This is a genomic window from Lysobacter sp. TAF61 (genome assembly GCF_052113485.1).
Classification (GTDB): Bacteria; Pseudomonadota; Gammaproteobacteria; order Xanthomonadales; family Xanthomonadaceae; genus Lysobacter_J.
This window is the reverse complement of the sequence record NZ_JBFRDH010000004.1, coordinates 320,600-340,503: the sequence shown is the minus strand read 5'-3', so window position 1 is coordinate 340,503 and position 19,904 is coordinate 320,600. Positions and strand designations below refer to the sequence as shown.

22 protein-coding genes are annotated in these 19,904 nt (G+C 68.3%); 14 read left to right on the top strand and 8 right to left on the bottom strand.

Features of this window, described 5'->3' with window-relative positions; translation table 11 throughout:
* The first annotated feature begins 56 nt into the window (after positions 1-56).
* From AB4Y64_RS11680 to accC, 4 genes are all read left to right on the top strand, one after another.
* Positions 57-653 (top strand): TlpA family protein disulfide reductase, encoded by a 597-nt coding sequence (locus AB4Y64_RS11680; RefSeq protein WP_441816615.1) that lies wholly within the window; start codon positions 57-59, stop codon positions 651-653.
* A 131-nt stretch (positions 654-784) separates the two neighbouring features.
* A complete protein-coding gene (aroQ, locus tag AB4Y64_RS11675; RefSeq protein ID WP_441816614.1) occupies positions 785-1,222 on the top strand; it encodes a type II 3-dehydroquinate dehydratase in 438 nt (145 codons plus the stop codon).
* Between the two features lie 84 nt (positions 1,223-1,306).
* Complete coding sequence (gene accB / locus AB4Y64_RS11670) at positions 1,307-1,777, top strand: acetyl-CoA carboxylase biotin carboxyl carrier protein (protein WP_441816613.1); 471 nt, start codon at positions 1,307-1,309, stop codon at positions 1,775-1,777.
* 9 nt (positions 1,778-1,786) lie between these two features.
* Positions 1,787-3,154, top strand: a complete 1,368-nt coding sequence (gene accC, locus AB4Y64_RS11665) for an acetyl-CoA carboxylase biotin carboxylase subunit (protein WP_441816612.1) — start codon at positions 1,787-1,789, stop codon at positions 3,152-3,154.
* Between the two features lie 99 nt (positions 3,155-3,253).
* Here the strand turns inward: accC and AB4Y64_RS11660 are convergent, their stop codons facing one another.
* Both AB4Y64_RS11660 and AB4Y64_RS11655 read right to left on the bottom strand, forming a co-directional pair.
* Entirely contained in the window at positions 3,254-3,667 is a 414-nt protein-coding gene (locus AB4Y64_RS11660; protein ID WP_441816611.1) for a hypothetical protein, read from the bottom strand.
* A complete protein-coding gene (locus AB4Y64_RS11655) occupies positions 3,664-4,614 on the bottom strand; it encodes a hypothetical protein (protein ID WP_441816610.1) in 951 nt (316 codons plus the stop codon). The genes AB4Y64_RS11660 and AB4Y64_RS11655 overlap by 4 nt, the downstream gene beginning before the upstream one ends.
* Positions 4,615-4,820: 206 nt before the next feature.
* Between AB4Y64_RS11655 and prmA the strand changes: the two genes are divergently transcribed.
* From prmA to purD, 8 genes are all read left to right on the top strand, one after another.
* Complete coding sequence (prmA, locus tag AB4Y64_RS11650; protein ID WP_441816684.1) at positions 4,821-5,741, top strand: 50S ribosomal protein L11 methyltransferase; 921 nt, start codon at positions 4,821-4,823, stop codon at positions 5,739-5,741.
* A 195-nt stretch (positions 5,742-5,936) separates the two neighbouring features.
* Entirely contained in the window at positions 5,937-6,779 is an 843-nt protein-coding gene (locus AB4Y64_RS11645) for a DUF3426 domain-containing protein (protein WP_441816609.1), read from the top strand.
* Positions 6,780-6,945: 166 nt separating this feature from the next.
* Positions 6,946-7,218, top strand: coding sequence for a DNA-binding transcriptional regulator Fis (gene fis, locus AB4Y64_RS11640; RefSeq protein WP_441816608.1), 273 nt, complete (start codon positions 6,946-6,948; stop codon positions 7,216-7,218).
* A 251-nt stretch (positions 7,219-7,469) separates the two neighbouring features.
* Positions 7,470-8,678: a S1 family peptidase gene (locus AB4Y64_RS11635; RefSeq protein ID WP_441816607.1), complete on the top strand. Its 1,209-nt coding sequence runs from the start codon at positions 7,470-7,472 to the stop codon at positions 8,676-8,678.
* Positions 8,679-8,686: 8 nt separating this feature from the next.
* Positions 8,687-9,379, top strand: coding sequence for a hypothetical protein (locus AB4Y64_RS11630; protein ID WP_441816606.1), 693 nt, complete (start codon positions 8,687-8,689; stop codon positions 9,377-9,379).
* Between the two features lie 125 nt (positions 9,380-9,504).
* A complete protein-coding gene (purH, locus tag AB4Y64_RS11625) occupies positions 9,505-11,088 on the top strand; it encodes a bifunctional phosphoribosylaminoimidazolecarboxamide formyltransferase/IMP cyclohydrolase (protein ID WP_441816605.1) in 1,584 nt (527 codons plus the stop codon).
* 57 nt (positions 11,089-11,145) lie between these two features.
* Positions 11,146-11,643, top strand: a complete 498-nt coding sequence (locus AB4Y64_RS11620) for a GNAT family N-acetyltransferase (protein ID WP_441816604.1) — start codon at positions 11,146-11,148, stop codon at positions 11,641-11,643.
* Positions 11,644-11,845: 202 nt separating this feature from the next.
* Positions 11,846-13,147, top strand: coding sequence for a phosphoribosylamine--glycine ligase (gene purD, locus AB4Y64_RS11615; RefSeq protein ID WP_441816603.1), 1,302 nt, complete (start codon positions 11,846-11,848; stop codon positions 13,145-13,147).
* A gap of 29 nt (positions 13,148-13,176) precedes the next feature.
* Here the strand turns inward: purD and AB4Y64_RS11610 are convergent, their stop codons facing one another.
* The gene (locus tag AB4Y64_RS11610; protein ID WP_441816602.1) at positions 13,177-13,449 is read right to left on the bottom strand and encodes a hypothetical protein; all 273 of its coding nucleotides are present in this window, start codon (positions 13,447-13,449) and stop codon (positions 13,177-13,179) included.
* 303 nt (positions 13,450-13,752) lie between these two features.
* On the opposite strand from AB4Y64_RS11610, the gene AB4Y64_RS11605 reads away from it, so the two are divergent.
* Together AB4Y64_RS11605 and AB4Y64_RS11600 are read left to right on the top strand one after the other, a co-directional pair.
* The gene (locus AB4Y64_RS11605; RefSeq protein WP_441816601.1) at positions 13,753-15,639 is read left to right on the top strand and encodes an MFS transporter; all 1,887 of its coding nucleotides are present in this window, start codon (positions 13,753-13,755) and stop codon (positions 15,637-15,639) included.
* Positions 15,640-15,715: 76 nt separating this feature from the next.
* The gene (locus AB4Y64_RS11600) at positions 15,716-16,060 is read left to right on the top strand and encodes a CD225/dispanin family protein (RefSeq protein WP_441816600.1); all 345 of its coding nucleotides are present in this window, start codon (positions 15,716-15,718) and stop codon (positions 16,058-16,060) included.
* Positions 16,061-16,067: 7 nt separating this feature from the next.
* On the opposite strand, the gene AB4Y64_RS11595 is transcribed toward AB4Y64_RS11600, so the two are convergent.
* The 5 genes from AB4Y64_RS11595 to AB4Y64_RS11575 all read right to left on the bottom strand — a co-directional run bounded on the left by AB4Y64_RS11595 (position 16,068) and on the right by AB4Y64_RS11575 (position 19,815).
* A complete protein-coding gene (locus AB4Y64_RS11595) occupies positions 16,068-17,021 on the bottom strand; it encodes a hypothetical protein (RefSeq protein WP_441816599.1) in 954 nt (317 codons plus the stop codon).
* A gap of 70 nt (positions 17,022-17,091) precedes the next feature.
* On the bottom strand, positions 17,092-18,042 hold the full coding sequence (gene nudC / locus AB4Y64_RS11590) for an NAD(+) diphosphatase (protein ID WP_441816683.1): 951 nt from the start codon (positions 18,040-18,042) through the stop codon (positions 17,092-17,094).
* A 2-nt stretch (positions 18,043-18,044) separates the two neighbouring features.
* Positions 18,045-18,422 (bottom strand): iron-sulfur cluster insertion protein ErpA, encoded by a 378-nt coding sequence (gene erpA, locus AB4Y64_RS11585; protein WP_241920470.1) that lies wholly within the window; start codon positions 18,420-18,422, stop codon positions 18,045-18,047.
* A gap of 114 nt (positions 18,423-18,536) precedes the next feature.
* Positions 18,537-19,247, bottom strand: coding sequence for a DUF6776 family protein (locus AB4Y64_RS11580; RefSeq protein WP_441816598.1), 711 nt, complete (start codon positions 19,245-19,247; stop codon positions 18,537-18,539).
* A gap of 148 nt (positions 19,248-19,395) precedes the next feature.
* Positions 19,396-19,815 (bottom strand): bactofilin family protein, encoded by a 420-nt coding sequence (locus tag AB4Y64_RS11575; RefSeq protein ID WP_441816597.1) that lies wholly within the window; start codon positions 19,813-19,815, stop codon positions 19,396-19,398.
* Positions 19,816-19,904: the final 89 nt, after the last annotated feature.

The window sequence follows — 19,904 nt, the reverse complement described above, 5'->3', positions numbered from 1 at the left end:
TGCCTGTGATGGCCTGCCTGTGATGGCCCGCCTCTGATGGCCCGACTCTCATGGCATTGAGCGCCACCACCAGGATCCTGCTCGTCGCGGTCGCCGCCGGCGGCCTGGGCGTCATCGCCGGGCTGTGGTCGAACGGCCCGGGACCGCTGTTGCGCAGCGAGGTCGGCCAGCGCGCGCTGCAGACGGCCATGGAAGCGACCGCGCCGCCGCCACCGGCCGGCCTGGCGGTCGCCCGTCGTGGCGAGGCCATCCCCGCGTTGCAGCTGACCGGGCTCGACGGCCGCCCGCTCCGCCTTCCGGCCGACTATGCCGGCCGGCCGATCCTGATCAACCTGTGGGCGAGCTGGTGTGGGCCGTGCATCGAGGAGATGCCGGAGCTGGACCGCTTCGCCGCCAGCCAGGGCGCCAACGGCACGCAAGTGGTCGGCATCGCCCTGGATGATGCCGCCTCGGTCCAGGCCTTCCTGCAGCGGATCCCGGTCGGCTACCCGATCGCCCTCGACCACGCCGGCCCGCGCGATGCCGGCGTGCAACTGGGCAATCCCAAGGGCGTTTTGCCCTATACGGTGCTGATTTCCGCCGATGGGCGCCTGCTCAAGCAGAAGATCGGGCCGTTTACGCACGGCGAAATCGACGACTGGGTCGCAGATTAGAGCGTCCACTCAAACAACTGCTTAAATCCTGAGAACTCCGCCGATACGGTAGCGAACGTCTGGACTCCCCGCCCGGCTTCGCGCACACTGCCGGCCTTTAGAGTTGTTAGTCAGGAGCGTCACGGTCCGCCATGGCGAAGCTGTTGGTTCTGCACGGCCCCAACCTCAATCTGCTCGGCAGCCGCGAGCCGGAGGTGTACGGCCATGCCACCCTGGCCGACATCGACAGCGACCTGCGCCAGCGCACCGAGGCCGCCGGGCACGCCTTCGAAAGCCTGCAGGCCAACGCCGAGCACGTGCTGGTCGATCGCATCCAGGCCGCCCGTGATGACGGCACGGCCCTGGTCCTGATCAACCCGGCCGCCTTCACCCACACCAGCGTGGCCATCCGCGACGCGCTGGCGGCGGTCGCCATCCCTTTCTTCGAAGTGCACCTGTCCAACCCACACCGGCGCGAACCGTTCCGCCACACCAGCTACTTCAGCGACCTCGCGGTCGGCGTGGTCTGCGGCTTCGGAGCCGACAGTTACCGCTACGCCCTCGACGCCGCACTCAAGCGCCTGGGCTGAGCCGCGCCGCGGCCAGCCCCGACAGCCCTTTACGTTCGACCGTCCTGTCCGGACGAAACATCACCTGACTACCTGAGGCCCACCATGGACCTGCGCAAAATCAAGAAACTCATCGACCTGCTCGAGGAGTCCAACCTCGCCGAGATCGAGATCAAGGAAGGCGAAGAGTCCGTCCGCCTCGCCCGCACACCGCGTGGCGTCGCCGCGGCCGCACCAGTCATGCACGCCGCACCGGTCGCGCACGCCCCGGTGATGCCGATGCAGGGCCCGACCGAGGCCGCCACCGGCGGCCACGCCAAGCCGCACGCCGACCTGCCCGAAGGCCACATCGTGCGCGCACCGATGGTCGGCACCTTCTACGGCTCGCCGTCGCCGGACAAGCCGGCATTCGTCAGCGTCGGCCAGGCGGTCAAGGCCGGCGACACGCTCGGCATCATTGAAGCAATGAAGATGTTCAACCCGATCGAGGCCGACGTCGCCGGCACCGTGCTCAAGGTGATGGTCGAGAACGGCCAGCCGATCGAGTTCGACCAGCCGCTGTTCGTCATCGGGTGAGATCAGCCCATGCTCGATAAAGTCGTAATCGCCAACCGCGGTGAGATCGCGCTGCGCATCCTGCGCGCGTGCCACGCGCTGGGCATCCGTACGGTCGCGGTGCATTCCACCGTCGACCGCAACCTCAAGCACGTCGCCATGGCCGACGAGTCGGTCTGCATCGGCCCGGCACCGTCGACCGACAGCTACCTCAACATGGCGCAGATCATTGCCGCTGCCGAGGTGACCGACGCCCAGGCAATCCACCCGGGCTACGGCTTCCTGTCGGAGAACGCCGACTTCGCCGAGCGCGTGGAGCAGTCGGGCTTCATCTTCATCGGGCCCAAGGCCGACACGATCCGCCTGATGGGCGACAAGGTCGAGGCGATCCGCGCGATGAAGGCCGCTGGCGTGCCGTGCGTGCCCGGCAGCGGTGGCCCGCTCGGCGACGACCCGGCGACCAACGTCAAGATCGCGCGCGAGATCGGCTACCCGATCATCGTCAAGGCCGCCGGTGGCGGCGGCGGCCGCGGCATGCGCGTGGTCCACACCGAAGCGCACCTCACGGTTGCCATCCAGACCACGAAGTCCGAGGCCAAGGCCGCGTTCGGCAACGACATGGTCTACATGGAGAAGTTCCTGGAGAATCCGCGCCACGTGGAGATCCAGGTGCTCGCCGACGGCCAGGGCCAGGCGATCCATCTGGGCGAACGCGACTGCTCGATGCAGCGCCGCCACCAGAAGGTGGTCGAGGAAGCGCCGGCGCCGGGCATCACGCCCGAGCAGCGCGCGGAGATCGGCAAGGTCTGCGTCGAGGCCTGCCTGCGCATCGGCTACCGCGGCGCCGGCACGTTCGAGTTCCTGTACGAGAACGGCCGCTTCTACTTCATCGAGATGAACACCCGCATCCAGGTCGAGCATCCGGTCACCGAGATGGTCACCGGCATCGACCTGGTGCGCGAGCAGCTCAACATCGCCGCTGGCCACAAGCTGTCGATCAAGCAGAGCGACGTGGTGCTGGAAGGCCATGCGATCGAATGCCGCATCAACGCCGAGGATCCGGAGACGTTCATGCCGTTCCCGGGCCTGATCCAGCACTTCCATGCCCCGGGCGGCCCGGGCGTGCGCGTCGACAGCCACATCTACGAGGGCTATCGCGTGCCGCCGAACTACGACTCGATGATCGGCAAGCTGATCGTGCACGGCCCCGACCGCGAGACCGCGATCGCGCGCATGCGCGTGGCGCTGAGCGAGATGGTCGTCGACGGCATCAAGACCAACGTGCCGCTGCAGCAGCGAATCATGTCCGATGCCGGTTTCCAGCAGGGTGGAATGAACATCCACTACCTGGAAAAGCGCCTGAAGGAACAGAAGGAAAAGGCGCTGTCGATCGTCTGATCGACGTCGTACCAGGTGACATGAAGCTGGCTGACATGAAGCTGGCTGACATGAAGACGGCGCCGAAAGGCGCCGTTCTTTTGTCCGCAGTGTGAGCTGTCAGCGCGCGCCCACGACCTGCGACGCGTCTGCAGTCGCCTCGACGTCGCCCGGTTCCGCCTTCGCCGGCTGTGCACTGCCGGGGATCGAACTGACGCCGTCGGCCGAGGCCGGACTGATGATCATCACGTACTCGCTCGAGCCGTCTGGCCAGAGCACCTTGAAGGTGCTCCCCGGCGGCAGGGTCGAAAACGGCGCGCCACTGCTGGCCCGGTAAACCGCCGCGACCTGGGCCGCGCCGGACATGCGCACCGCTTCGGAAGATTTGACCGTCGTGACGGAGACCTGCGACAGATGACGGTACTCGTCGCCGAGCACATCGATCACCACGCCTGCTGCCGAAACCGAATACGTGGCGAACAGCAGCACCCAGAAATAGCGGCGCGCCTTGTCGCTGAATTGAAGCTTCTTCATTCTTTTGCCCTCTTCTCGCCCATCAGCGAGTCGACCATTGCATTGACCACATCGACGCCCTGGCGCGGAATCGCGGCGTCGTAAACGAAACTCTGGAAATCCTGCGAGGGATCGGTCGAGCAGATCCCGCCGTTGGCGCAGTAGGAGGTCATCAGCGAACTCTGCGGCCCGCAATCCAGACCCATCCGGCACGCCGCCAGTTGCCACGCCAGTTCGGAGAACTGGGTGCCGGCGACCTGGTCGGACAGCGCGACGCGTCCGCTGGCTGCAATCCCCATGCCCGGCGAAAGCGCCGAATAGGCGTCGGGATCCTTCGATTCCTGCACACGCTGGACGAGGTCGCGTGCATACGCCTCGCCTTCCTTGACCGGCTTGCCCGACGCCATCAGCGAGGCCTCGGCGGCGATGCTGCCCGCCTGCGCCGCTTCAGTGCGCTTGACCACGATCATGCGCGGCGACAGATCGTCCTGCGGCACGAAGCGGGCGCAACGGCGGCTGACCCGCTCACGCGCGGACGCCATCGCCGGCGAGCCACGCATGGCCATGTCGCGGATCACCTGGGTGTCGCGCGCGTACGCGGTCGGCGCCATGGAATAGCCGGAGCAGTAGTCGTAGACGCGGCTCACCATCCACATCGCATCGGCATCGCCGCTGCGCACGGCCGGTTCCAGCGACTGCATGTAGGCGAACAGATCGTCGCTGCGCTCGAACTCGACGCGGATCTGCGGGACGTGTGCGGCAACGCGCGCCACGGTGATCGCCTGCGACGGCGGTACGTCGCCGCCGTTGGAACGCTCGACCAGGGCCGCATCGACCGCGTCCAGCGTCACCAGCCCGCTGTCGACGCCGACGGTGCGGTGGCTGCGGACCCAGGCCACGCCGGCAACCGCCAGGATCGCAAGCGCAACCACCACGGCCGATACACGCATGCGCGTGCCCATAGCCATGGGGGGTCGAGCCCTGAACCCGGTTTGCAACGTGTCTGACATCCGTATGTGCGGCGTGGTGCGGCGGCCCCTGCGATCAAGGCGGCCATTCTACTGGCAACAGGCCACCCCATACGGTGCGGTCCGACTGAACGGGCTGGCGATTCCCACGTGCCGGGGGCAACATGGCCGCCCCCCTCCCTCGCGCCGCCATCGCGCCCGCCACCATGCCGTACCTCGAACTCACCCTTCCCTGTTCCGAAGTCCAGCAGCCCCGCTACGAACGCGCCCTGGAAAACGTCGGCGCGCTGGCCGTCACCCTGGCCGACGCCCATGCCGACGCCCCCGACGAACAGGCGATCTTCGAGCCCGGCGTCGGCGAGACACCGCTGTGGCACGAGCTGACGCTGACGGCGCTGTTCGAGGGCGGCACGCCCCAGGAGCTGCTGCTGTATGCACTCAGCGCCGCCGACGAGGGCCTGGACTGGTCGCGTGCGACGTTCCGCGATGTGGCCGACCAGGACTGGGAACGGGCCTGGATGGACCAGTACGAGCCGCTGCACTTCGGCGCACGGACCTGGATCGTCCCCTGGAACCACGACCTGCCCGCCGGCGCCGACGCCAACGATGCGGCGGTGGTGCGACTGGATCCGGGCCTGGCGTTCGGTTCGGGCACGCACCCGACCACGGCCCTGTGCCTGCAATGGCTCGACCGGCTCGCCGGCGAAGGCGCCCTGGCCGGCAACCGTCTCCTGGATTTCGGTTGCGGCTCGGGCATCCTCGCCCTGGCCGCGCTCAAGCTCGGGGCGGCCGAGGCCATCGGGGTCGACAACGATCCCCAGGCCCTGCTGGCCACAGCCGACAACGCCGAACGCAACGGCGTGGGCGAGCGCCTGCATGCCTTCATGCCCGACCAGGAGCCGGTCGCGACCTATCCGGTCGTGGTCGCCAACATCCTGGCCTCGGCCCTGGTCGCGCTGGCCGATACCCTGGCGGCGCGGGTCGCGCCCGGCGGCCGCATCGCCATGTCCGGCATCCTCGCCGGCCAGGAGGACGAGGTCATGGCGCGCTATTCCGCCGAGTTCGAGTCGCTGCAGGCGGACCGGCTCGAAGACTGGATGCGCGTCACAGGCGTGCGTCGCCGCTGACCGCGTCGACGTGATTGAATACGACCGGGGATCGACCGGAACGCATTACCGTGGAGCGGCAGCGCCTGCAGCCTTCGCGGGCACTGCACGTGCCCGGCTCGGGGCCGGCAGCCGCCTGCTCCAGCGATCCGTCCCCCTGCTCGTTGCACTTCGCCACTCCACGTCGTCTTTCCTGGTTTCGATTCGACCCACGCCATGTTCGTACCGTGCCCTCATTGCGGATTCCTGGTTGCGCTGATCGCCGCACGCGATCGCGCATCGCAGCGGTGCCCGCGATGCGATGGCCTGGTGCAGGCGCCGCACGATGTCGCGGTGGACGCAGTCGACAGCGCGGCAATCGACGACGCTGCAGTCGACGGCACCGCTATTGAACCGTCCGACGCGCCGGCGCAGGAACACACAGCGACTGACGTCGCGGCGGTGCACGACCAGCACGCAACGCCGACATTCGAACAGGCCATCGAGGCCGCGGCCGTCCGCCCCGTTTCGCCGCGGCGCTCGCGCCGTGGCACGCGACCGCGCCGCCAGGACGCGCCGAGTTTTGCCAGCCGCCATGCCGCCTACGCGTCCACCCGCCTGCATTGGCGCTGGTATGCGGCAATGGCCGGACTGGTCGTGATGCTCGCCTTGCAACTGATGCTGGCGCAGCGCCACGAACTTGCCGCCGACGCGCGCTGGCGACCGTACGTTTCCGCGCTGTGCCGCGTTGCCGGCTGTGACCTGCCGCCCTGGCGCGAACCGGCCGCCTTCACCATGATCCAGCGCAACGTGCGGGCCAAACCGGGCAGTGCCGGCGTGCTGTCGGTCGAGGCCAGCTTCCGCAACGACGCGCACTGGCCGCAGCCGTGGCCGACCCTTTTACTGGGTTTGTCCGATGTCGACGGCCGCCTGGCCGGACAGCGCGCGTTCACCCCTGACGAGTACCGTCCCGGCCAGGAGGCCAGCGACGTGCTGCTGCCCGGACAAAGTACGACCGTGACGCTCGAGGTCATCGAACCGGCGCCGCGAATCGTTGCGTTCACCTTCGACTTCCGATGACACCGTCCATCACATTGTCGCCTGCGACGGGGCCGCGCTAGACTCCGCTTCCCGTCGTCCCCTGCCCGTCGTCCCTTGCCCGGACCGACGGCAGCGCCCGCAACACCGGCGACGCCCGCAACACCGAACATCGAACACGAACAGCACGAAGCACTTGGGGATCAAGTTGAACGCAGCCGCCGACCGCAACGACTCCGCACGTAGCGCACCGCGCGTACCGTTGCGCGATCATGTCGCCACGTCGATCCGCCGCTTCCTCGGCGACCTGGACGGCAGCGAGACCGAGAACCTCTACGAGATCGCCCTGCGCGAACTCGAGATCCCGCTCTTCATCGAAGTCCTGCAGCATTGCGACGGCAACCAGAGCCGCGCCGCATCGATGCTCGGCATCCATCGCGCCACGCTGCGCAAGAAGCTGCGCGAGTACGGCCTCGACTGAGCCGACGGCTCCGGCTTCAACAGCCGTCCGTACCCCGGTCCTGGCGCCGGCCTTCCGGCACCGCCTGCCTGGCGTCGGCTTGTCCAGCGCCCACAGCGATCGGCTAGACTCGCGCCACCGGGCTGTCCAAGGCAGGGGTGCCGCAGACAGGCCGGCCAGAGCACTTCGACCAGTGCAACAAATCCAAGCGATCACGTCGCGCAACGGCGCAGCATGCCGCTGCCGCGCAACAGTCTGGGGAGGCTGTCCAAATGCGAGCTGTCGTGTCCACACCTGCGCGGGTGATCCCCGTGCTGGTGCTCGTTGCATCCGTCATTGCGGCGCCGCCGGCCGGTTCGGCCACGCCCCGCTCGGCCCCGGTGGTGGCAAACGCCACGGAAATCGCCGTCTACGTGCCACCTGCCGCCTTGAGCGCCAGATCGTACGTGGCGGCCTCGAACATGTGGGTCGAGCCCGGCAAGGCGTTCTCCGATGCGCTGACGGAGGTGGGCCAGCGTTACTTCCCCAACCTGCATGTGGTCCCGTCGACCGCGGATTCGCACTACGCACTGCTCGTCGACATGGATCCGGAATGGAAGCGTGAAGCGGGCAAGATCCGCCTGACGGTGAAGTACGACGTCTATGCCGTCGACGGCAAGAAACTGATCAGCGGCACCAGCGACGAACTCGTGCCGCTGCGCGGCAACCTCAATGCCACCGCCAGCGGTGCTTCGGTGGTGGCGATCCAGCAGATCATGAGCGACATCCAGTACCGGGCCAAGCCCGACCCGACGCGCATGCCGGCCACCGGTTCGGTCGCCGCGATCGACCTGGCGCCGCTGGTCGATCGCGAAAAACCGGTCCGCACCGGCACTGCCTTCTTCGTCAACGGCAGCGGCCAGCTGCTGACCGCCGCCCACGTGTCGCGCGACTGCGTGGTGATCGAGGCGCACCAGGACGGCGAGACGTTCCCGGTCAAGGCCAAGGCCTACAGCGACCTGCTCGATGTCGCCGTGCTCGACTCGGGCAAGCCCCATGCCGGCGCCATCGCCCTGCGCGAAGGCAACGAGATCATCCTCGGCGAATCGGTCACCAGCGTCGGTTATCCGCTTCAGGGACTGCTCGGCGATTCGCCCAACGTGACCCGCGGCAACATCAGCGCCAGCAAGGGCCTGCGCGGTTCCCTGGGCATGTTCCAGTTCTCGGCGCCGATCCAGCCCGGCAACAGCGGCGGCCCGATCGTGTCCGACAACGGCGAACTGCTCGGCATGGCCGTGAGCACGCTCAACGCCGCGTCGCTCGCCCAGACCGGGCAGATTCCGCAGAACGTCAACTTCGCCCTCGACGCGCGCTACGTGGCGATGTTCCTGCGCCGCGAGAAGGTGCCGTTCGAATCGATGCGGGCGCCCGGCGCAGGCAGCATGCAGGTGGCCAACAAGGCCGCGCTCGGCAACACCGTCCAGTTGAACTGCTACCAGTGAGGCGCGCCATGATCCGAAATAGCGTGATCCGAGAGAGCGTGATCCGAGAGAGCGTGGTCCGGGAAGGCATGATCCGGGAAACGGTGCTCGCCCTCGCCCTGATGCTGCCGTTGCAGGTGCTGGCCGCCGAACCTTCGGCGGTACCCTCGATACCCGCGCCGGTAGCGGTGGCCGTTGTGCCCGTACAGAAGGTGGCGACGCTGCCGCCGATGAAGTTCCTCAGCTCGCTTGCCGGCGACGAGGTGTTCACCGTCCTCAAGGCCGACCCGGCGCTGTCGGCGCTCGACAAGGAACTGGCCGGCAGCCCCTTGTCGCTGATCGTGACCCACACCGTGCGTCCGACCGCCGGCGGCACCGCCGCAGGCCTGCTCAGTGCGGTCCTGTCGGGCAGCACGCTGGGCATCATCCCGGTCGTCACCAACGACCGGCTGGTCATCCGTTACGAGGTCCTGCTCAACGGCAAGACGGTCACCACCTACAGCTTCGAGCGCACCGCCACGCGCGCGCAGAACCTGTGGACCATGGGCACCCAGGGCGATGACGGGCTCGGCAAGGCCGGCCTGGAATGGCTGAAGACGACAGCCGTGGAAGTGGCCGCCAAGTTGCCGCACGACCCGGCCATGCTGGCCGTGCGCGACGAGATCGACTTCTACTTCCCGCCTGCTCCGGCCAAGGCCGTCGCTGGCGGCGCCACGAAGTAGCCCCGCGGGGCATGGCGCCATAAGGCCCGCGCAGCCAGACCGGCTGCGCGACGCCGGCCACTACCGGCCCGGCGTCAACGAACGCCGGCGTATAATTCCGGGGTTTTCCGCCTCCCAAGCCCCCCATGAGCATCGAAGCCGCTGCCTCGCCGGTGAAACTCCGCCGCGCGCTGATTTCCGTGTCCGACAAGACCGGCCTGATTGAACTTGCCCGGGCGCTCGCCGCCCACGGCGTGGAGCTGCTGTCCACCGGCGGCACAGCCAAGGCCATCCGCGACGCCGGACTGGCGGTCAAGGACGTCTCGGACGTGACCGGCTTTCCCGAGATGATGGACGGCCGGGTCAAGACCCTGCACCCGCTGGTGCACGGCGGCCTGCTCGGACGCGCCGGCGTCGATGACGCGGTAATGGCGCAGCACGGCATCGGCGCGATCGACCTGCTGGTGCTGAATCTCTATCCGTTCGAGAAGGTCTCCGTCGACCCCGACAGCTCGATGGAAGACATCGTCGAGAACATCGACATCGGCGGCCCCGCGATGTTGCGCTCGGCGGCGAAGAACTTCGCCCGTGTCGCCGTCGCCACCGATCCGGCACAGTACGCCGGCATCGTCGCCGAGCTGCAGGCCAATGACGGCGCGCTTGCCGCAGCCACGCGCTTCGCGCTGTCGGTGGCCGCGTTCAACCGTGTCGCCCAGTACGACGCCTGCATCAGCGACTACCTGTCGGCGCTGCAGTCCGATGGCAGCCGCGCGCTGTTCCCGGCGCAGCAGAACAGCAACTTCGTCAAGGTCATGGACCTGCGCTACGGCGAAAACCCGCACCAGCACGGCGCGTTCTACCGCGACCTGTATCCGGTGCCCGGCACGCTGGCCACCTTCACCCAGCTGCAGGGCAAGGAGCTGAGCTTCAACAACCTCGCCGACGCCGACGCCGCATGGGAATGCGTGCGCCAGTTCGAGCGCCCGGCCTGCGTTATCGTCAAGCATGCCAATCCCTGTGGCGTCGCCGAGGGCGTGGCGTGCGGCGATGCCTACGAGCTGGCCTACGCGACCGACCCGACGTCCGCGTTCGGCGGCATCATCGCGTTCAACCGCACGCTCGACGCGGCCACGGCCAAGGCGATCCTCGACCGCCAGTTCGTCGAAGTGCTGATCGCGCCGGACTACGAAGAAGGCGCGCTCGACTACGCCCGCAAGAAGGCCAATGTCCGCGTGCTGCGCATCCCGCACGGCGAGGGCCGCAACAACTTCGACATCAAGCGCGTTGGCTCCGGCCTGCTGATGCAGACCAGCGACATCCGCGAGGTCACGCCAGGCGAGCTGAAGGTGGTCAGCAAGCTTGCGCCCACCGCCGAGCAGATGGCCGACCTGCTGTTCGCCTGGCGCGTGGCGAAGTTCGTCAAGTCCAACGCGATCGTCTATGCGAAGGATCACCGCACCATCGGCGTCGGTGCTGGCCAGATGAGCCGCGTGTATTCGGCCCGCATCGCCGGCATCAAGGCAACCGACGCGGGCCTGGTCGTGCCCGGATCGGTGATGGCGAGCGACGCGTTCTTCCCGTTCCGCGACGGCATCGACGCGGCGGCCGAGGCCGGCATCAAGGCGGTGATCCAGCCCGGTGGTTCGATGCGCGACGGCGAGGTCATCGCCGCCGCCGACGAGCACGGCATCGCCATGGTCTTCACCGGCGTGCGCCATTTCCGCCACTGACCGCGCCATAACCGTTGCTCCGGCACACTGCGTGGACACTGCCAGGCGTGCCCAGTCATGTGGATCAGAACCGAAAGCCAGGCCGACCACACGGCCATCAGCAAGCTGATCGCGGCCGCCTTCGCCGACCAGCCCGGCGAGGGCGCGACTGAACAGCGCATCGTCGACGCCCTGCGTGCGGACGGGGCGCTGAGCCTGTCGCTGGTGGCCGATATCGACGGTCGCATTGCCGGGCATGTGGCGTTCTCGGCCGTGCGCGTCGGCGATGGCGCCGTGGGCTGGTATGGCCTGGGCCCGGTCGCGGTTGCGCCGGGCGACCAGCGCAACGGCGTTGGCACCGCCCTCATCCGTGCCGGCCTGAGCGAAATCGCCGAGCGCGGTGCGCGTGGTTGCGTCGTGCTGGGCGATCCGGCGTACTACCAGCGCTTCGGCTTCCGCAACGAACCGGGCCTGACGTTCGGTGACGTGCCGCCGCAGTACCTCCAGGCGCTGGCATTCGGCGATCGTGTCGCCGAGGGCGAGGTGACCTACCACGCCAGCTTCACCGCGCCGTAGCAGCTCGTCCTTGCCGCGTCTGTTCATCAGGCCGATCTGCGCACAGAAGAGCGTTCAATCCATAGCAGGGCCAGTCGATCGGGGCATTGCGGTCACTCGCAGTGCCTTGCCGGCGCTGGACGCGGCGACGGCGCGGTCGCGGCTGCACGGCGCGTCCCGTAAAATTCCAGCCCCACGCCCGCGAAACGCACCAGGAGCACGCATGAAAGTCCTCGTAATCGGTTCCGGTGGTCGCGAGCACGCGCTGGCGTGGAAACTGGCGCAGTCGCCGCGCATCGATGAAGTGCTGGTCGCGCCCGGCAACGCCGGTACCGCGGCCGAGCTTAAGTGCCGCAATGTCGATGTCGGCGCCAACGACATCGATGGCCTGCTTGCCCTGGTCGAGAGCGAAGGCGTGGCCGTGACCATCGTCGGCCCCGAGGGCCCGCTGGTCGCCGGCGTGGTCGACCGCTTCCGCACCGCCGGCAAGCGCATCTTCGGGCCGAGCGCGCAGGCCGCGCAGCTGGAAGGCAGCAAGGCGTACGCCAAGCACTTCCTCGCCCGCCACGGCATCCCGACCGCGCACTACGCGGTGTTCACCGAAGCCGATGCCGCGCTCGACTACATCCAGGAGAAAGGCGCACCCATCGTCATCAAGGCCGACGGCCTGGCCGCCGGCAAGGGCGTGATCGTGGCGATGACCCTGGCCGAGGCCGAGGCGGCGATCACCGACATGCTCTCCGATTACGCCTTCGGCGCGGCCGGCGCGCGCGTGGTGATCGAGGAGTTCCTCGACGGCGAGGAAGCCAGCTTCATCTCGATGGTCGACGGCACCACCGCATTGCCGATGGCGACCAGCCAGGACCACAAGCGCGTGGGCGACCGCGACACCGGCCCCAACACCGGTGGCATGGGCGCGTATTCACCGGCGCCTGTCGTCACCCCCGAGGTGCACGCGCGCATCATGCGCGAAGTGGTCGAGCCGACCGTGCGCGGCATGGCCGCCGACGGCGTGCCGTTCACCGGCTTCCTCTACGCCGGCCTGATGATCGACGCCTCAGGCGCGCCGAAGGTGATCGAGTTCAACGTCCGCTTCGGCGACCCGGAGACGCAACCGATCATGCTGCGCCTGGAGTCGGATCTGCTCGACCTGGTGGAGGCGGCGATCGACGAGCGCCTGCATGAAGTCACGGCGAAGTGGGATCCGCGCCCGTCGCTGGGCGTGGTGATGGCGGCCGAAGGCTACCCGGGCACGCCGCGACTGGGCGACGTGATCGGCGCATGGGATGCCCCCGACCTGGACGACACCAAGGTCTTCCACGCCGGAACGAAGATCGAAGGCGACCATGTGGTTACCTCCGGTGGCCGGGTGCTGTGCGTATGCGCGCTCGGCGACAGCGTGCTCGATGCACAGCGCCGCGCCTACGCCGAGATCGCCGGCATCTCCTGGCACGGCGAGTTCCATCGCCACGACATCGGCTGGCGCGCGATCGAGCGCGAGACCGCCGACCTCGAGCCGGCCTGAGGCGCGCTTACTCACTTACACAAGCGCGCTCAGCCCGCCGCCTCTTCCGGCGGCGGCTGCAGGCTCACCGCGACCTCTTCCAGGTCGGTGATCGCCGTTTCCAGCGCATCGTGGAATTCGGCCTGGCGCGACATCAGGTCTTCGATCGCCTGCGCCTTCTTGAGCTTGGACAGCTCGCCGTCGAACAGCAGCCATTGCGTGGTCAGCAGCTCGACGTTGTTCTTCGAGTAATGGCGCATCTCCTTGAGCTGCAGCACGGTGTCGTTGACGTGCTCGAGCGGGGTCTTGGTGTCCGCGGTCATGACGCCTCCTTCTGCAAGGGTGTCCGCCGCAGGGTAGGCGGGGGAAGCTGGCTGGGAGCGGAATGGGCGCGTATGCGTGGTCTTCACGCCGTCGCCCCATCACCCGTTCGTCCTGAGCGTAGGCCGCAGGCCGAAGTCGAAGGATCAGGCGTGTCCGCTGAGGTGGGTCCTTCGACTTCGCGGCTGCGCCGCTACGCTCAGGACGAACGGGCAACTCTCCGGCCGGTCTGGCAACACTCGCGCTGACGCCTGGCACGCGCGTTTGCTAGTCTCGCCCGAACCGAGAACGGACCACCCCAGCGCATGGCGCACAACCAGTTCGAACTTCTGCGGCAGCGCCGCTTCCTGCCGTTTTTCGCCACCCAGGCATTCGGTGCCTTCAACGACAACGTCTACCGCCAGGCCGTCATCGGCCTGCTGTTCTACCTGGGCGTCAGTCCCGAGCAGCGCACGCTCTACACCAACCTCGCGCCGGCGTTGTTCATCCTGCCCTACTTCCTGTTCTCGGCCACCGCCGGGCAGATCGCCGAGAAGCTCGAGAAGTCGCGGCTGATCCGCATCACCACGTCGATGGAAATCGCGATCATGTCGCTGGCCGCGGTCGGCTTCCTGACCCAGAACATGATCGTGCTGCTGGTCGCGCTGTTCTGCACCGGCCTGCAGTCGACGCTGTTCGGGCCGGTGAAGTATTCGATCCTGCCATCGGTGCTCAAGCCCGAGGAACTCACCGGCGGCAACGGCCTGGTCGAGATGGGCACGTCGATCTCGATCCTCGCCGGCATGATCTTCGGCGGCCTGATCTTCGCCGTCGCCGGCGCGCACGGCCCGATCGTGGCGGCCGTCTCGATCATCGCCCTGGCCGTCGCCGGCAACCTGGTCAGCCGCGCGATCCCGCGCGCCGAACCGGGCGCACCGGACCTGAAGATCAACTGGAACCCGATCCCCGAGTCGATCGAAATCCTGCGCCTGTCCAGGAAGCAGCCGGCGGTGCGCAACGCCATCCTGGGCGTGTCCTGGTTCTGGTTCATCGGCACGGTGCTGACGTCGCAGTTGCCGACCTACGCCGAGGTCAACCTGGGTGGCAGCGGCACGCTCTACCTGTTCGTGCTGGCGCTGTTCTCGATCGGCACCGGCGTCGGCTCGATCCTGTGCGAGAAGCTGTCGGCGCGCACCGTCGAGATCGGCCTGGTGCCGCTGGGCGCGTTCGGCATCAGCGCCTTCATGGTCGATCTGTACTTCGCCCGCAGCGGCGCCGCGCCGGCGCAGGTCGGCACGGTCGCCGGGTTCATGGCGCAACCGGGCAGCTGGCGGATCGTCATCGACCTGGTCGGCATCGGCATGTTCACCGGCTTCTTCGTGGTGCCGCTGTTCGCCCTGATCCAGAGCCGCACGCCGCGCAGCGAGGTTTCGCGCGTGATCGCCGGCATGAATATCCAGAATGCCGGCTTCATCGTGCTCGCCGCCGTGCTGGCCATCGCCGTGCAGCGCTTCCTGGGCTGGTCGATCCCGCAGGTGTTCCTGGCACTGGCGATCGCGAACATCGTGGTCGCCATCTACATCTTCACGATCGTGCCCGAGTTCCTGATGCGCTTCCTCAGCTGGGTGCTGGTGCGCAGCCTGTACCGCTTGAAGGTGCACGGCGTGGAGAAGCACGTGCCCGACGAAGGCGCGGCGCTGATCGTGTGCAACCACGTCAGCTACATGGACGCGCTGATCCTGGCCGCCAGCATCCCGCGACCGGTGCGCTTCGTCATGTACTACCGGATCTTCAACATCCCGGTCATGAGCTGGATCTTCCGGACCGCCAAGGCGATCCCGATCGCCGGCGCCAAGGAGCACCCTGTGCTGATGCAGCGCGCGTTCGACGAAATCGACGCGGCCCTGGCCGAAGGCGAGCTGGTCTGCATCTTCCCGGAAGGCGGACTGAGCAAGGACGGCGCGATCGCGCCCTTCAAGTCCGGCGTCGAGCGGATCCTCGAACAGCGCCCGGTGCCGGTGGTGCCGATGGCCCTGCGCAACATGTGGACCAGCATGTGGAGCCGCCGAGATGGCCGCCTGGGCCGGATGCGGGTGCCGCGGCGTCTGCGCGCGACGGTCGAGGTGATCGCGCAGGCGCCCATCGACGGCTCGGTCGCCGACGCGCCGATGCTGGAAGCGCGGGTCCGCGAGCTGCGCGGCGACGCCGCCTGACCCGTCCGCGCATCACCACACGGCCGCGACAGGCCACTGCCTAGGATCGGTCGGGACCACCTGCGAGGGACCGACCATGAGCCTGCCGCCATCGGCAACGCCACAGTCGCAGCCCTCGTTGTCCACTCACCTGGTGTGGGCCATCGCGGCCACGGTCGCGTCGGTGTTCCTGTTCTGCATCCTCGGCATGGTCTCGGGCGTCGTCGCGATCGTGTATGCGGCGCTGGCCAGGCGCAGGTTCGGCGCCGGCGACGACACCGGGGCCATCGAGGCATCGCGCAGCGCCAAGGTGTGGTGCTGGATCACCACGGTCCTGCTGATCGTCGGTCTGTGCGTGGCGACGCTCTTCGTCTACAGCGGCGGCTGGGCGAAGTACCAGCAGATGATGGAAGAGCTCCAGCGCATCCACCTGCACGGATGAAGACGGGCTAGCTGACCCAGCCGGCGATCACGAACAGCGCCAGCACCGCCAGCCACACCAGCAGGCTGCGCCAGACCAGGCTCATCGCATCGCGCAGTTCCGGCAGGTCGGCCGACCAGGCCGGCGGCATCGGCGGCGGCACCGGCAGGCCACCTTCGCCGGCTTGCACGCTGCCGACGTCGTCGCCGTAATCGGCGTAGTCGGCGGCTTCATCGGCCAGTTCGCATTTCACGCTGGCGCGCGCGACGGCGCCAAGGAACGGCCGGTCGAGATCGAAGGACGCACCCCCGGCCTCGCGCCAGGCGCCCAGGACGGTGTCGAAGTTGCCAACCAGCGCCAGCGACAAGGTCAGCAACTGCGCCACCGGCCAATCGAGCAGGGCCAGCAGCTTGCGCGCACCGAGTCGCGTCTCGCCGGGCAATTCGCTCGCCGCCTCGCCTTGCGCGGCCAGTACCGTGAACCTGTACAGCAGCGCGCCGAGCGGCCCGAGCACGAGGAACCAGAACAGCACGCCGAACCAGCGTTGCTGCGCGTTGCCGAACACCGCCTCGATCAGCGAGGCGCCGTCCAGCGTCGCCGGCATTTCGCCTTCCGGCCACAAGCGGGCGGCAGCCGTGCGCCGCGACGTCGTGTCGCCGGCAGCGGCGATGGCCTCGACGTCGAGGTCGAGGTCGCGGGGTCCCCAGGCATAGAACAGGACGGCGATGGAGAAGGCGACGCCGGCCAGGCCCCACAGCGGCTCCAGCAGGGCGAGCTGGAACAGGCCGATCGCGAGCAACGGCGGCACCAGGGCGATGAGGATGCCCCAGCGACCGCGCCAGAATTCATTCGCCGACAGGCGCCCGCCCAGCCACCGCAACCAGTTGCGATACCAGCCGTAGTCGCGCACCGACGCGGCCAGCGACTGCGCCAGATGGCCCAGCACTAGCGCGACGACGACGGCGATCAGGGTTGCGGACATTGAGCAGACTCTCCGGGCAGGCGCCCATGCGCCCGCGGGTCGATTCTAGCTGGCGCGCGCGACCATGGGGTCAACGCGCCGAGGTGGGCTCTCCAGCCTGCAACCACTGCTCGATCAGCCATCGCGAGATCGAAATGCCCGGCGACAGCACCGCGCCCTGGCCGTCGTCCTGGGCTCCGCCCCACTCGCCACGGGCGCGCGCCGCAAGCACGTCCTCGCGGGTGAACCAGCGCGCTTCCTCGAGTTCGTCGCCGACCTGCGGCTCGTCGGGTTCGGCGTCGGCACTGAAGCCGAGCATCAGCGCGCCGGGAAACGGCCACGGCTGCGAGGCGAGATAGCGGCAGCGCCGCACGCGTACGCCGGTTTCCTCCAGCACTTCGCGCGCCACGGTCTGCTCGAGCGATTCGCCCGGTTCGACGAACCCGGCAATCACCGAATAGCGCCGCGCCGGCCAGGACTTCTGGCGCCCCAGCAGCAGGCGGGCGCCGTCGCTGACGGCCACGATCACGGCCGGGTCGGTGCGCGGGTAATGTTCGGCGCCGCATTGGCTGCAGCGCCCCTGCCAGCCCGCGCGAGACAACGCGACTTCGCCGCCACAGACGCCGCAATGACGGTGGCGGCTGCGCCAGTGCTGCAGCGCGCGCGCCTGCGCGAACACGCTGGCATCGAATCCCGGCCACAACGACGCGGCACTGCGCAGGTCGACCCGGCGCGGCGCGAAGAATGCAGTCAACGCACCTTCCAGCGCGAACCATGCGCGCTGCCGCGCGTCCAGTCCAAGGAAGACGGCAGCGCCTATCCCGCCGGGTCCTTCGCTGATCTGCTCGCCGTGCGGGGCCAGCAGCTGGCCGGCATCGTCGGCATAGGCGTGGCCGTGCTCATCGAGCAGCACGACATGGCCACGCGCCCACAACGCGTTGAGCGCATCAGGGTCGTCGCGCAGGCGATCGGCGCGGTCGAGCGCGGCGCGGCAGGCGGCATCGACGCCCGCCTCCACGAAAGCGAAGGGAGCCGGTTCGATACTCACACCGCGAACGAAGAGCCGCAGCCGCAGGTCGTCTTCGCATTCGGATTGCGGATGACGAACTGTGCGCCGTGCAGGCTTTCGGTGTAGTCGACCTGCGCGCCCATCAGGTACTGCAGGCTCAGTGGATCGACCAGCAGGGTGACGCCGTCGGTGTGCACGGCGAGGTCATCTTCGCCCTGCTGGTCGTCGAACTCGAACCCGTACTGGAATCCCGAACAACCGCCGCCCTGGATGTAGACGCGCAGCTTGAGGGCGGCGTTGCCCTCCTCGGCGATCAGTTCGCGGACCTTGCTGGCGGCTGCGGAGGTGAACTGCAGGGGGCGATCGAGCGACTGGTAGTCCGGCGTCGCGAGCGTGGGGATGAGCGTTTCCATCCGATCAGGATGGGGGGCCGCGCGACGGTGTTCAAGCCTTGATGCCGCCAGCACCCTGCCGCAACGGGCGACGCTCGACGCGCGAGGGCCGCCTGGCGGCCTCCGCGACGGCTGTCAGCCCGGCTCGGCCGCCGTTGCCGGGGCGACGTCGCGGATCGCATCGGCCCAGGTGAAGGACTGCTCGATCGCGGCCCCGGATCTGGGCACCAGGCGCACGCTCACCCGCACCGGGGTGAAGTCGGCGGGCAGGAACACGTCGCCCTCGACCTGCTGGAAGTACTTGAACGAATAGGGCACGCCGGTTGCGCCCGGCTGCTGGCGCAGGTCGCCCCAGACCAGTTTCTGCAGCTTGCCGGCGCGCGTGCCCTCGATGGTCAGGCTCAGTTCGCCGGTGCTGACCGCGCCGCGGTTGAGGTTCTGGGTCAGGGTGGTGGTGAAGTGCCAGGCGGTGTCGTTCTGCGGCTGCAGCCGCAGCGCATGCACGGCCAGGCCACGGCGCTGGGCGGTGCTGCCGACCAGGCGTTCGTAGAAGGCCACGTCGGCGCGCAACGCGGCGACCTCCTCGTCGCGCTCGGCCAGGGTGCTCTGCAGGTCGCGGTTGGCCTCGCGACTGATCTGGTCGGAGCGGGTCAGGGTCGAGACGCGTTGCTGCAACTGGTCGATCTGCGTCTGCTGGCCGCGGCTGGTGCGCTGGCTTTCGTCGAGCTGGGCGCGCGGATCGTCCGGGGCGGGCGCGAGCACCTGCCACAGGCCCCAGCCGCCCACCGCCAGGGCCAGGGCAAAAACCACGCCGGCAATCGTGACCCAGCGCGTCTGGACTTGCATCACCGGCCATGCGGGCGCCGCCGGGGTTGCCGCTGTGGCGGGCTCCGGGCCATCGGGAACTGCGCTTTCGGGGTGGTTCTCGGGGTGGGTCATGCCGGCCGCTGGTGGGATGCTCCAGCGACCAGCCTACCGCGCCTGACTGTGACGGTCAGCCCAAAGCGGCGTGGGCGTCCAGATGTCCTTCAGCCAGGGCGCCGGCTTCGGCATGCGCCTCGGCATGGATCAGGCGGCCGGTCAGCACCGAGCCGGCCAGCATCTCGACCACCTGATAGTGGACGTTGCCCTGGACGCGTGCCATGGCTGCCAGTTCGACGCGCTCGCTGGCGTACACATCGCCGCTGAGCTGACCGTTGAGGATCACCACCGGCGCGCGCACCTCGCCTTCGATGCTGCCCTGCTCGGCCAGGGTCAGGGTCGCCTTCTGCCCTTCCTGCGCGATCACCTTGCCGATGATGCGGCCTTCGACATGGAGCCCGCCGCTGAACAGCAGGTCGCCGCGGATCACCACCTGCGGCCCGATCAGGGTATCGACCTGGCCATCGTGCACGGCCGTCTTGTTCTTGAACATCAGTCAGTACTTCCGGTTGTTGGCCCGCGCGAGCGGGCCGTTGCTACGTATGCGTGCTGTAGGAAAGCGTGCTGTAGGAGAGAGTGCAG